A 12,717-nucleotide genomic window follows, 5' to 3' on the forward strand; every position below is an offset into this window, starting at 1 on the left:
CGGTCGCCGTAAGGGGCGCGGCCTTCGCGGCCGTCCCGACCCGGACGGGCATCGCGGCGCTCGCCCGGGCGGGCGTCGCGGCCGGCCGCGCGCAGTGCCGGGGTGGGCTGGGTCTTGTTCATGCCGGGGCGGTCGTCACCGCGCATGGCCACCAGCTTGCGAGCCGGCGCGGGAGCCGGCGCAGTTTCGGACAGGGCTCCATCGGCAGCCGCCGGCTCGGTCGGGCTGGGTGCGGCTTCGGCCGAGGTCACCTGGGCGGCCGCAGGCACCACGGCGGCCTGTCCACGGGCGGCAGCCTGCAAGGCCTCCATGGCGGCGCGGATCTGCTGCACATCGCCGCTGGCGTTGGCCGCGTCCAGCGCCTTGGCGGCGGCCAGCACGGCCTGGTCGTGGGCGCTCACCGCGACTGCGGTTTTTTCGCGCTCGGCGGTCTTGCGCTCGAAGGCTTCGTCGAGGGGTTTGCGGAAAGCCTCCCACAGCTTCTGCTCCTGGCGGCGGTCCAGCGGCACGCTGTGCGCCTCTTGCTGCCAGCGCTGCTGCAAGGCTTTGATCGCATCGATGCGCAGCACCGGGGCCGCGCCCAGGGCCTGGGCTTCTTCGATCAGGGCCTGGCGGCGCGCCTGGCTCTGGGCCTGCGCGGCTTCCAGCGGGGCATGGGCACTGCCCATGGCGGCCTTCCATTGGGGCTGGAGTTCGGCAAACAGCTTCTCGCTCAGGTGGCCGGACTGGCGCCAACGCTCGGCGAAAGCGTGCAGGTCGCGCAACTGGGCCTTCCAGTCGTCCTGCGCGGCGTGGGCCTGGGTCCAGGCCTTCACCTCCTCGATCAGCGCGAGGCGCTGGCCGCGGTTGGCCTCGTTCTGCTCCTTGAGCTTGCCCAGCCAGGCCTCCACCACCTTGTGGGCCTGGTTGCAGGCCTCGTCGAATTTCTTCCACAGCGCGTGGTTGGGCACGCCGCCCTGGTCGGTGGTCTTCCACTGATCGCGCAGGGCGCGCAGGGTCTCCTGGATCTTGCGACCGCCGGGACGCTGGCCTTCGGGGGCCTGGGTCAGGGCCACCGCCTTGGCCAGCAACTCCTCGCGCAACTGGTCGGCGCGCCAGCGCTGCCAACCTTCGAGTTCGCCGGCCTGGACCAGCGCCGCCTGCACCCGGGCCTCTAGCTCGGCCGCGATGTGGCGGCCGTGTTCTTTGAGGGCTTGGCGCAAATCGGCCACGGCCTTGGGCGCGGTCTTGGTGTGGCCGTCGGCCAGTTCGCGCGTCAAGGCCTCCAGAGCCGCCCCCACCACTTGCGTGGCCTGGGCCTGGCGGGCCGCCTGTTCGGCGGGGTCGACGCTGGGCGCGGGGGCCGGAATGGCCTCGCCCCGCAGGGCGCGCAGTTCGTCGGCCCACACCGGCACGGCCGGCAGGGGGGCCGAGGCGTCGGCGGCGGCCGCCAGGGCCTGGGCCAAGGCGGCATCAAAAGCCTCCCACACCAGCTGGAGCTGCTTGCGCGAGGTGTCCAGCTGGGTGGGGTACTTGGGGTCCAGGCTGTCCCAGGCCGGGTCGGCCGCCAGGGTCTGGGCCTGGGCCTGCCAGTCGCCCACGTCGGTGCGCAGGGTGTCGAGCACGGCCTGGGCTTCGGCCCAGGGCTTGGTGGAGAGCACTTCGATGCGCTGCGCCAGCAGCACGGCGGCCTCGCGTTCCACCTGCACCCGGTGCTGCAGGTCTTCCAGGCCTTTCATGCGTTCGGCCAGGGCCAGCTTCAGCCCCGCCAGGGGCTCGCGCGACAAAGGCGCACCGGCTTTGGCGGCGTCGCGCTGCCAGGCCATGGCATCGGCCAGGTTCAGGCGCGGCTGGGCCAGCAGGCCCTGGGCCTTGGCGGCCCATTCTTCGGCGATCGCGTCCTGCGCCTTGGCGCGCTTGAGTTCGTCCAGCTTCTCTTTCAAGGCCTTGGCCGCGCCCTTGTCGCGATGCGACAGTTCGCGGTACACGTCGGCCATTTCGTCGTGGGACGGCTCACCGGCCAGCCACTCGCGCAGGCGCGCAGCCCGTTCGCCCGAGGTGGGAGCGGTGAAGGCGCCGCCGGTGAGAGCGTCGAGTTGGGACAGGTCGGCGGGCTTGGACGAGGGCTTATCGGAGGGATTCACGGCGGACACAACAACGAAAAAGGACACAGCCCCTGTTGGGGCCAAAACAGGTATTGTCGCCGGTTTCAACCGGCCCAGAGGTCCAGCGGCGGGTCGTGGACCACGGCTTTCAAAATGTCGCTGCGCGTGACGAAACCTTCCACGCGCCCGGCCTCACCCACCACGGGCAAACCGGGCAGCCCGGTTTCCAGCAGGATCAGCGCCAAACGCCGCAAATCGACCTCGGCCGACACGCCGGGCACCGGCGACACCATGGCCTGGGCCACCGGCGTGCCCTGCCAGTCTCGCCCCACAGTGGCGGGCGCCCCACCGGCAGGCGGGACGGTCCGGGCCAGCAGCTCGGCCCGGGTGAGCAGCCCGACCAGCCCGCCGGCCGCATCCACCACCGGCACCTGACCGATGCCCGCCCCGGTCAGCCGCTCCCAGGCCTGGCCCAGGGTCGCGTCCTGCGCGACCACGACCGGCTCGTGGCTCATCACGTCGCCCACCACGCGCAGCGGGTGGTGGGCTGTGGTGTGCTTCTGCGTGTCGGCGTAGGCCTGCAGGGCCTGGGTGGTGGGGTGCGGCGCCGGTTCGGGCCTGGGTTCGGGCGCCAGCGGTTCGGCCAGCGGGGTCAGTCGGTCCAACGCCACCTGCAAGGGCCGGATGCCCGGGATCTGGAGGGTGGGCACCACCTTGCGCAAATCCTCCACCGGCCCCCGGTACATGAGCCCCGACGTGCCGTAGATCGCAAACATGCCGCACCCCGCTGTGTCTGTGGTTAAGCGCCCTCGTCCGGCAGGAACAGGGCCTGCAAATCGCTCAAAAAGTCGAAGCCGCGCTCGGTCGGCCGCACGGTGTTCAAGTCGCGCTCGATCCAGCCCTGGCGCTCGGCCTGCTGCAAAGCAGGCCCTATGGTGCTTATCGGCAGGCCGGTGCGCTCGCTGAACTGCGCCAAGGTGAAGCCCTGGCGCAGGCGCAGGGCGTTGAGCATGAATTCGAAGGGCAGGTCGCGCGCGGGCACCTCGTCTTCGCTGGCCGTGGGCTGGCCTTGCAGGGCCTGCTCCATGTAGCGCTGCGGGTCGCGCCAGCGCACCTGGCGCAGCACCCGGTGGGCAAAGCTGAGCTTGCCGTGCGCCCCGGCCCCAATGCCGAGGTAGTCGCCAAACTGCCAGTAGTTCCAGTTGTGGAAGCAGCGGTGCCCTGGGCGCGCGTAGGCCGACACCTCGTAGCGCGCCAGCCCCACCGCGCCGGTGCGCTCGGTGATGCGGTCCAGCATGGCGTAGGCCGTGTCCTCGTCGGGCACCTGGGGCGGGTGCTTGGCGAAGTAGGTGTTCGGCTCCAGCGTCAGGTGGTAGACCGACAGGTGCGGCGGCTGGAAGCCCAGTGCGGTGTCGAGGTCGCGGTCCAGGTCGGCCAGGGTCTGGCCGGGCAACGCGTACATCAGGTCCAGGTTCCAGGTGTCGAAGTTCGCCGCCGATTCGGCCACCGCGGCGCGGGCCTGCTCGGCGTTGTGCACCCGGCCCAGGGCCTTCAAAAACCGGTCGTCGAAGCTCTGCACCCCAATGCTCAGGCGGGTGACGCCGGCCTGGCGGAAGCCCTTGAAGCGGTCTTTCTCGAAGGTGCCGGGGTTGGCTTCCAGGGTGATTTCGGCGTCGGCCTCCAGCGGCAGCAAAGCGCGCACCTCGGACAACAGCCGGTCGATGGCCTCGGGCGCAAACAGGCTGGGCGTGCCCCCGCCGATGAAGACGCTGTGCACCGGTCGGCCCCAGACCAGGGGCAGGCTGCTTTCCAGGTCGGCGCGCAGGGCCTGCAGGTAGCGCTCGTAGGGCGGCTCGCCGCCCTGCCCCGCCGCCGCGCCCCACTCGTGCGAGTTGAAATCGCAGTAGGGGCATTTCTTCAAACACCAGGGCAGGTGGATGTAGAGCGTGAGCGGTGGCAAACCCGGCAGTTGCAACTGGCCCGGGCGGTGCAGTTGGACGACGGACTGGCTCATGCCGGGAACCACCGTTCGCGCATCAGCGCCAGCATGGCCTGGGCGGCGCGGCCGCGGTGGCTGTTCGCGTTTTTCACTTCCGCGGGCAACTGGGCGAAGGTCTGGCCAAATTCGGGGATCCACATCACCGGGTCGAAACCGAAACCGTTGCTGCCCACCGGCTCGGGCGCGATCAGGCCGGCCACGCGGCCGGTGGCGATGAGCGGTTCCGGGTCGGTCGGGCTGCGCACCGCCACCAGGGTACTGACCATGGCGGCGCGGCGGTTGGGCTGGCCTTGCAATTGCTCCAACAACGCGCGCACGTTGTTGGCGTCGCCCTTTTCGTAGCCGAACTGGGTGCAGTAGTAGGCCGTGTCCACGCCCGGCAGGCCACCGAAGGCGTCCACGCACAGGCCGGCGTCGTCGGCCAGGGCGGGCAGGCCGCTGTACGCGCTGGCGTGGCGGGCTTTGGCCAGGGCGTTTTCCACAAAGGTGCAGTGCGGCTCGGCCGCCTCGGGGATGCCCAGGTCGCCCTGGCGGACCAGTTCCACGCCCAGTGGGGCGAACATGGCCTGCAGTTCGGCCAATTTGCCGGCGTTGTTGCTGGCCAGCACCAGTTGCTTGCCCATCATGCCCGCCCCCTCAAGCCACGTCCGCACCGGCCAGGGCGGCGCGTTGCAGACCGATCAGTTCGTGGATGCCTTTTTCGGCCAGCAAAAGCAACTGGTTCATTTCTTCCCGGTTGAACGGCGCGCCTTCGGCGGTGCCCTGCACCTCCACGTAGTGGCCGGCGCCGGTCATGACCACGTTCATGTCGGTGTCGCAGGCGGAGTCTTCCACGTAGTCCAGGTCCAGCACTGGCACGCCGTTGACGATGCCGACCGACACCGCCGCCACCGGGTGCAGCACCGGGGTCTGGGACAGCTTGCCTTCGGCCAGCAGGTGGTGCACCGCGTCCTGCGCGGCCACAAAGGCCCCGGTGATGGCGGCGGTGCGGGTACCGCCGTCGGCCTGCAGCACGTCGCAGTCCAGGGTGAGGGTGCGTTCGCCCAGCAGCTTCAGGTCGAACACCGCGCGCAGGGAGCGGCCGATCAGGCGCTGGATTTCCTGGGTGCGACCGGTCTGCTTGCCCTTGGCGGCCTCGCGGCTGCTGCGGGTGTGGGTGGCGCGCGGCAGCATGCCGTATTCGGCCGTGACCCAGCCCTCGCCCGTGCCTTTCTGGTGCGGCGGCACGCGCTCCTCCACAGTGGCGGTGCACAGCACCCGGGTGTCGCCGAATTCGATCAGCACCGATCCTTCGGCGTGTTTGGTAAAGCCGCGGGTGATGCGCACCGGGCGCAGGACGTCGGCGGTGCGGCCGTCGTGGCGCAGCTCGGAAGACAAAGTGGGTGCTTGCATGTGGATCAACTCCAGAAGGGGGCGGCCCAAACGGCCGCCCGCCGGTGGTGAAATGTCAGGGCGCTTTGCGCAAGGCGGTACGGCGGATCGCCTCGTTGATTTCGGCGATGGTGCGCTCGATCGCCTCGTCGTCGAAGTCGGCCAGCGCACCGGGATCAGCCGGCTCGACGTCGCCGAAGGTCGAGACCGCCTCGGTCTCCAGGGCGTCGGGGAGGATCACCTCGGTGGCGGCAAAATCGGCCTCGGCCTCGGCCTCCCATTCCAGGGCCAGCAAAGACACGTTGTCGCCGTGGCGCCCGCCCTTGCGCACCGCCTCGTCGGCGAGTTGCGACACCGCCTCTTTCAGCGGCAAACCGTGCAGGCCCGCGGCCACGCCGGCATCGTCCACGACCGACCACAGACCGTCCGAACACAGCAGCAGGCGGTCGCCGTCGCCCAGGGGTTCGGGGCCGAGCACGTCGAACAGGGGTGCGCTCTCGGAGCCCAGGCAAGTGAACAGGACGCTGCGGTTGATGCCGGGCGGCAGGTTGCGGAACAACTCGGGCTTGTCGTGGTAGGTGTGGTCGCGGGTGCGGGCCCGCAACTGCCCCTGCCGGACCCAGTACAGGCGCGAATCGCCGGAATGCAGGGCCGTGATCTGCCCGTTCTGCAGCACGGCGGCCACCGCGGTGGTGCGCGGGTTGTCCGGCATGCTGTGTTCGCGCGCGTAGGCGACGATGGCCTCGCTGGCTGCCAGCACGGCGCCTTCCAGAAAGGCACGCGGATCGGGCAAGGCGGGCCGGGCCTGGGCCCGGAAGCGCTGGGTGAAGACCTGGACCGCGATCTCCGCGGCCTTTTCGCCCTCGGGGTGGCCGCCCATGCCGTCGGCCAGCACCAGCAGCACCGCCGCGCGGGTGTAGGTGTAGCCCAGGCGGTCCTCGTTCAAGGGGCGGCCGCCTTTGCGGCTGACCTGGTAGACGGAGAATTTCATGAGTCCAGAAAGCTGGAACGCTCGGATGCCCGCGTCGGCGCCGGCTGGGCACTGCCCATCAGCCCACCCAGGCGCCAGCGGACCTTGTCCACCAGCCCCGGTGCGGTGTATTGCGGGGCCTCCTCGCGGTTCAGCTCCTTCTGCAGGGCAAACACCGACTGCGGCCGCGACAGGGGGTCGGCGGCCATGCACCACTGGACCACCTCCAGCAGGTTGTCGGAATACACCCCGCGCAAACGCGCCAGAGACATGGCCAGCCGGTCTTTTTCCAGACGCTGCGGCGCGTCGTGCGGCGGGTAACCCTGCATGCAGGAATACATGCAGGCGCCGACGGCGTAGATGTCGGTCCAGGGGCCCATGCCAGTGTTGCGCTTGTACATCTCGGGCGCGGCAAAACCGGGGGTGTACATCGGGCGCACGAAATTGCCCTCGGTGTTGAGCACCTCGCGCGCGGCGCCGAAGTCGATCAGCACCGCCTTGTTCTCGTCGGTGATGAAGATGTTGGCCGGCTTGATGTCCAGGTGCAGCATCTTGTGCTGGTGCACGATGCGCAGACCGCGCAGCACCTCGTCGAACAGCGAGCGGATGGTGGCCTCGCGCATCACCTTTTTCTTCTTGAGCCCGCGCGCCGTCACGATGAATTCCTGCAGGCTGGCGCCCTCCAGGTAGTTCATGACCATGTAGACGGTCTCGTTCTCGCGGAAGAAGTTGAGCACACTCACCACCGAAGGGTGGGAGATCTGTGCCAGCGCCCGGCCTTCTTCGAAAAAGCTTTTCAGGCCCAGGCGGTAGAGCGAGAGCTTTTCCGGCGGCACCTCCGGCAGCAGTTCGCCTGGCGCGCGCACCGCCAGCGCCGAGGGCAGGTACTCCTTGAGCGCCACCTTCTGGCCATTGCCGTCCAGCGCCAGGTACACCAAACCGAAACCGCCGGCGGCGAGCTGGCGGACGACGCGGTAACCCCCAATGAGCGTGTCCGGCGGCAATGGGGCGGGCTTGGTCTTTGACATAATCAGAGGATCTGCAACCCCCACAACGTTGCACACACCGAGAGATTTGAATGCCAGTTTACAGCATGACCGGCTACGCCACCGGGCAAAGCCAGCCCCCCGCCGGCGGCGAAACCTCCACCCCGGCCGGGCCCGTGCTCGGCATGGAAATCCGCTCGGTCAACAGCCGTTTCCTGGACCTGGGCTTCCGCCTGTCCGACGAACTGCGCCCGGGTGAGCCGGCGCTGCGCGAACTGATCACGGCGCGCATCAAGCGGGGCAAGGTTGAAGTGCGCGCCTGGATCGAAGGCCGCGGCGACGGCGGCCTGCGCGCCCCGACCGTGGGCGAACTGCAAAAACTGCTGGCCCTGCAAGACCAGGTGCGCGACTGGCTTCCCAGCGCCCGCGAACTGAGCGTGGCCGAGGCGCTGTCCACCCTGTCGCGCAGCGCACCGCCGCCCAGCGGCCTGGGCGAAGCCCTGCTGGCCCTGGCCCAGACCCTGGTGGGCGAGTTCACCGACTCGCGCGAGCGCGAAGGTGCGCGCCTGACCACCATGCTGCTGGACCGCGTGGCCCAGCTGCGTGCCCTGGCCGGCCAGGCCCAGCCCATGGTGCCGCAACTGGTGGAGTTGCAGCGCCAGCGCTTCCTGGAACGCTGGAACGACGCCTTGGGCGCGGCCCAGAGCGACGCCGCGGCCAGCACCGCGCAGGAACGCGCGCTGTCCGAGGCCACCGCCTACGCCATCCGCATCGACGTGGCCGAGGAACTGACACGCCTGCAGTCGCACCTGGACGAGATCGAGCGCCTGCTGCACAAAGGCGGCGAAGTCGGCAAGCGGCTGGACTTCTTCATCCAGGAACTGCACCGCGAGGCCAACACCCTGGGCAGCAAATCGTCCAGCCTGGAACTCACCCGCATTTCGGTGGACATGAAAGTGCTGATCGAGCAAATGCGCGAGCAGGTCCAAAACCTCGAATAAACCGCCATGGACTACCCCGGAAACCTCTACGTCGTCGCCGCGCCCAGCGGCACCGGCAAATCCAGCCTGGTCAAGGCGCTGCTCGAAGTCGACGCCCGCATGGAGTTGTCGGTGTCGCACACCACGCGCGCGCCGCGCGGCCAGGAAGTGCACGGCCGCGAGTACTACTTCGTTAGCCAGGAAGAGTTCGACCGCATGGTGGCGCACGACGCCTTCGTCGAATGGGCGCACGTGCACAGCAACCGCTACGGCACCTCGCGCAAGGCGATCGAAGACAAGATCGCCGCCGGCGCCGACATCGTGCTGGAAATCGACTACCAGGGCGCCATCCAGATCAAGGACAAGTTCCCCAACGCGGTGCTGATCTTCATCCTGCCGCCGAGCTGGCCCGAGCTGCGCGCCCGCCTGATGCGCCGCGCCGAGGACAGTGAGGACGTGATCGAGCTGCGCATGCGCAACGCCGCCGAGGAAGTGGCCAACGTCGACAAATTCGATTTCGTTATAATCAACGAGATGTTCGAGCGTGCGCTGTTCGATCTCAAGGCCATTGCGCACGCCCAGCGGCTGAAGGTGTCCGCCCAGCGCCGCGCCCGCGCCGAGACCTTCCGCGCGCTCAACATCCTTTGAATCCTGGGCCTTCGCGCCCGACCTGGAGCCCACACACATGGCACGCATCACCGTCGAAGACTGCCTGGAAAAGATCCCCAACCGTTTCCAGCTCGTGCTGGCCGCGACCTACCGCGCCCGCATGCTGAACCAGGGCCACACCCCCAAGATCGAGACACGCAACAAGCCGGCCGTGACCGCGCTGCGCGAGATCGCCGAGGGCAAGGTCGGCCTGGAAATGCTGAAGAAAGTGCCGGTCTGAGGCCCACGCCCCGTCACTCCAAAAGCACCGCTGCGGCGGTGCTTTTTTGTTTTTATCGCGCCGATGCAGCGGTTTGACCGCTGCGCGCCCACAAACGGTGCCGAGTCCGGCTACAGTAAAGGGATGAGTCCAGACGTGATGACCGCCTCCGCGACCGGCCGCTCCCAGGCCGCGGCCAGTGCCGCCGCCGCAAGCTTCGCGGCGCTGGAGGCGCAACTCGACTACCTGAGCGCCACCGAGGTCGAACAGGTGCGCCAGGCCTACCGCTTTGCCGACGCCGCCCACCTGGGGCAGATGCGCAAGAACGGCGACCCCTACATCACCCACCCGATCGCGGTGGCCCAGCAGTGCACCGAATGGAAACTGGACGCCCAGGCCCTGTGCGCCGCCCTGATGCACGACGTGCTGGAAGACTGCGGCGTGTCCAAGCAGGACATGGCCGAACGCTTCGGCACCCCGGTGGCCGAGCTGGTGGACGGCCTGACCAAGCTGGACAAGCTGGAATTCGACAGCCGCGAGCAGAACCAGGCCGAGTCCTTCCGCAAAATGCTGCTGGCCATGGCGCGCGATGTGCGCGTCATCCTCATCAAGCTGGCCGACCGCACCCACAACATGCGCACCATGGGCGACATGCCACGCAGCAAGTGGGGCCGCATCAGCAGCGAAACGCTGGAAATCTACGCCCCCATCGCCCACCGGCTGGGGCTGAATAACAACTACCGCGAGTTGCAGGACCTGGCCTTCAAGCACCTGCACCCCTGGCGCTACCAGGCGCTGAGCAAGGCGCTGGACAAATCGCGCGGGCGCCGCAAGGACCTGATTGCCCGCGTGCAGGGCGAGGTGGAAAGCGCCTTCCTCAAGCAGGGGCTGGACGTTCGCATCCTGGGACGCGAGAAAACGCTGTACTCGGTCTACCGCAAGATGGACCTCAAGCACCTGTCCTTCGCGCAGGTGACCGACATCTACGGCTTTCGCATCGTGCTGCCCGAGCTGCTGGACTGCTACACCGCCCTGGGCACGCTGCACCAGCTCTACAAGCCGCTGCCGGGCAAGTTCCGCGATTACATCGCCATCCCAAAGATGAACGGCTACCAGTCGCTGCACACCACGCTGGTCGGGCCGTTCGGCACCAACATCGAGTTCCAGCTGCGCACGCCCACCATGGACGTGGTGGCCGAATCCGGCGTGGCGGCGCACTGGCTGTACAAAGCGAGTGAACCGAACAGCCCGGCCTCGCAGGACCTGAACACGCAGTGGCTGCAGTCGCTGCTCGACATCCAGCAGGAAACGCACGACGCGGCCGAATTCTGGGACCATGTCAAAATCGATTTGTTCCCGGATTCGGTCTACGTCTTCACGCCCAAGAGCCGCATCATGTCGATGCCGCGCGGGGCCACGGTGGTGGACTTTGCCTACGCCATCCACAGCGATGTGGGCAGCCGCGCCATCGGCGCCAAGGTCAACGGCGAACAGGCCGCGCTGCGCACCGAGCTGAACAACGGCGATGTGGTGGAAATCGTCACCTCGCCACATGCCAAGCCCAACCCGAGCTGGCTGGGCTTCGTCAAGACCGGCCGGGCGCGCTCCAAGATCCGCCACCACCTCAAGACCCTGGCGCTGGAAGAGTCCATGAACCTGGGCGAGCGCCTGCTGCTTCAGGCCCTGCGCGCCGAGGGCATCGCCACCCTGCCCGCGACCGACGCCGAACACCAGGCGGTGTGGGACAAGCTGCTGCGCTTCACCGGCAACAAGCAGCGCGAGGAACTGCTCACCGACATCGGCCTGGGCAAGCGCATCGCCAGCATGGTGGGCAAGAAGCTGGCTGCGCTGCTGGCCGAATCGGGCGAAAAGCCCGACCTGCTGCTGATCAGCCAGGAACGCTACGGCGCCGCGCCCGACGACCGCCCAAGCCAGGGCGTGGTGACGCTGGACGGCAACGAGGGCGCGTCGGTGCAATACGCCAGTTGTTGCCGCCCGGTGCCGGGCGACGGCATCGTCGGCTACCTGGGGCGCGGTGAAGGCCTGGTGGTGCACACCGACGACTGTCCGGTGGGCAAGAAGCTGCTGCACCGCGACAGCGAGCGCTTCCTGGAAGTGGAGTGGGCCGAAGAGCCGGGCCGGCTGTTCGAATCCACCGTGCTGGTGACGGTGGTCAACGGCAAAGGCGTGCTGGCCAAGGTGGCGGCGGCACTGGCCGCGGCCGAGGCCGACATCACCCACATCCACATGGGCGAGGACACGGCGCCCAGTGCCATCGACCTGCGCTTCACCGTGGCGGTGCGCGACCGGGTGCACCTGGCCCAGGTGCTGCGCCAGTTGAAGCGCACCCCGTCGGTGGTGCGTGCACACCGCATGCGACCGGTGCGCGACGGCGCCTGAGCCCGCAGCTCCGCCTCAGGCGGGCCGGCCGGGGGCCGGGTAGCTCACCGCCAGCACCTCGATCGTTTCCCAGCCGGCGGGGGTACGCAGGCGCGCTTCGTCGCCGACCCGGGCCTTGAGCAGGGCCTGGGCCACCGGCGCCACCCAACTGACCTGCCCCTGGGCGCTGTCGGCCTCGTCGATGCCGAGGATGGTGATGGTCTGCTCGGCCCCGTCCTCGCGCGCGTAAGTCACGGTGGCGCCGAAAAACACCTGGTCCTCGCCGTGGTGCAGCGACGGATCGACCACCACCGCGATGTCCAGCCGCCGGGTCAGGAAGCGGATGCGGCGGTCGATCTCGCGCAGGCGCTTCTTGCCGTAGAGGTAGTCGCCGTTTTCCGAACGGTCGCCGTTGCTGGCGGCCCAGTGCACGATCTCGACCACGCGCGGACGCTCCACGTCCAGCAGGTGCAGCAACTCGCCGCGCAGGCGGTCGTGGCCGGCCTGGGTCATGTAGTTCTTGCCGCCGCTGGGCAGCGCCGGGCCCTCGGGCAGGTCGTCGTCGTCCGCGTCGGTTTCTTTGGTGAAGGCCTTGCTCATCGGTCTGGGGAAATGCGTGCCGGGGGTGACCGTGGTACCGTCACCGTTGTGCCGCGATTGTCCAACATCCTCCACCCACGCCCCGCCGCCCCCGGTGCCATGCCGATCACGCAAGCTGCTGCCGCGACGAAATCCACACGTTGGCCGCGCTGGGGGCTGCTGCTGGCCGCCTGCCTGGGCGCTTGCGGCACGGTGACGCTCCCTGTGGTCCCGCCCTCGGCCAGCGGCCCGCTCCAGCCGGAAGCGGCCTCGGGCTGGGTGGCCAAGCCCGGCTGGCACGCCCAACGCCAGGCGGTGGCCGCGGCCCACCCGCTGGCGGCCCAGGCGGGGCTGGAGGTGCTGCGCGCCGGCGGCAACGCCCTGGACGCGGTCGTGGCCGCGCAGTGGGTGCTGGGCGTGGTGGAGCCGCAGTCCAGCGGCGTGGGCGGCGGCGCGTTTTTGCTGCACTTCGACGGACAGACCGTGCGCGCCTACGACGGC

13 protein-coding genes are annotated in these 12,717 nt (G+C 68.9%); 5 read left to right on the top strand and 8 right to left on the bottom strand.

Annotated elements, in window-relative coordinates; genetic code table 11:
* From CON77_RS12980 to CON77_RS13010, 7 genes are all read right to left on the bottom strand, one after another.
* On the bottom strand, window positions 1–2,123 hold a 2,123-nt coding region (locus tag CON77_RS12980), incomplete at its 3' end, for a DUF349 domain-containing protein (RefSeq protein ID WP_232788535.1).
* 65 nt (window positions 2,124–2,188) lie between these two features.
* Window positions 2,189–2,860, bottom strand: a complete 672-nt coding sequence (locus CON77_RS12985; protein WP_101049796.1) for a CBS domain-containing protein — start codon at window positions 2,858–2,860, stop codon at window positions 2,189–2,191.
* A 23-nt stretch (window positions 2,861–2,883) separates the two neighbouring features.
* Window positions 2,884–4,098, bottom strand: a complete 1,215-nt coding sequence (hemW, locus tag CON77_RS12990; protein WP_101049798.1) for a radical SAM family heme chaperone HemW — start codon at window positions 4,096–4,098, stop codon at window positions 2,884–2,886.
* The gene (locus CON77_RS12995) at window positions 4,095–4,709 is read right to left on the bottom strand and encodes a non-canonical purine NTP pyrophosphatase (RefSeq protein ID WP_101049800.1); all 615 of its coding nucleotides are present in this window, start codon (window positions 4,707–4,709) and stop codon (window positions 4,095–4,097) included. The genes hemW and CON77_RS12995 overlap by 4 nt, the downstream gene beginning before the upstream one ends.
* 10 nt (window positions 4,710–4,719) lie before the next feature.
* Entirely contained in the window at window positions 4,720–5,475 is a 756-nt protein-coding gene (gene rph / locus CON77_RS13000) for a ribonuclease PH (RefSeq protein WP_198552374.1), read from the bottom strand.
* A gap of 55 nt (window positions 5,476–5,530) precedes the next feature.
* Window positions 5,531–6,445, bottom strand: coding sequence for a PP2C family protein-serine/threonine phosphatase (locus tag CON77_RS13005; RefSeq protein ID WP_101049802.1), 915 nt, complete (start codon window positions 6,443–6,445; stop codon window positions 5,531–5,533).
* On the bottom strand, window positions 6,442–7,452 hold the full coding sequence (locus CON77_RS13010) for a serine/threonine protein kinase (RefSeq protein ID WP_101049804.1): 1,011 nt from the start codon (window positions 7,450–7,452) through the stop codon (window positions 6,442–6,444). The genes CON77_RS13005 and CON77_RS13010 overlap by 4 nt, the downstream gene beginning before the upstream one ends.
* A 50-nt stretch (window positions 7,453–7,502) precedes the next feature.
* On the opposite strand from CON77_RS13010, the gene CON77_RS13015 reads away from it, so the two are divergent.
* The 4 genes from CON77_RS13015 (at window position 7,503) to CON77_RS13030 (ending at window position 11,658) form a co-directional block, all read left to right on the top strand.
* Complete coding sequence (locus tag CON77_RS13015) at window positions 7,503–8,411, top strand: YicC/YloC family endoribonuclease (RefSeq protein ID WP_101049807.1); 909 nt, start codon at window positions 7,503–7,505, stop codon at window positions 8,409–8,411.
* A gap of 6 nt (window positions 8,412–8,417) precedes the next feature.
* Complete coding sequence (gene gmk / locus CON77_RS13020; RefSeq protein ID WP_101049809.1) at window positions 8,418–9,038, top strand: guanylate kinase; 621 nt, start codon at window positions 8,418–8,420, stop codon at window positions 9,036–9,038.
* A gap of 37 nt (window positions 9,039–9,075) precedes the next feature.
* Window positions 9,076–9,279 carry a DNA-directed RNA polymerase subunit omega gene (gene rpoZ / locus CON77_RS13025; protein WP_101049811.1) on the top strand — a complete coding sequence of 68 codons (204 nt, stop codon included), beginning with the start codon at window positions 9,076–9,078 and terminating at the stop codon, window positions 9,277–9,279.
* A 138-nt stretch (window positions 9,280–9,417) separates the two neighbouring features.
* A complete protein-coding gene (locus CON77_RS13030) occupies window positions 9,418–11,658 on the top strand; it encodes a RelA/SpoT family protein (RefSeq protein WP_232788536.1) in 2,241 nt (746 codons plus the stop codon).
* A gap of 15 nt (window positions 11,659–11,673) precedes the next feature.
* On the opposite strand, the gene greB is transcribed toward CON77_RS13030, so the two are convergent.
* Window positions 11,674–12,237 (bottom strand): transcription elongation factor GreB, encoded by a 564-nt coding sequence (gene greB, locus CON77_RS13035; protein ID WP_101049813.1) that lies wholly within the window; start codon window positions 12,235–12,237, stop codon window positions 11,674–11,676.
* 99 nt (window positions 12,238–12,336) lie between these two features.
* Between greB and CON77_RS13040 the strand changes: the two genes are divergently transcribed.
* Window positions 12,337–12,717, top strand: a 381-nt coding sequence (locus CON77_RS13040; protein ID WP_198552375.1) for a gamma-glutamyltransferase, incomplete at its 3' end; no start/stop codon positions are given.

Origin of the sequence: Macromonas nakdongensis (assembly GCF_002837145.1) — a bacterium.
GTDB lineage: Bacteria > Pseudomonadota > Gammaproteobacteria > Burkholderiales > Burkholderiaceae_C > Macromonas_B > Macromonas_B nakdongensis.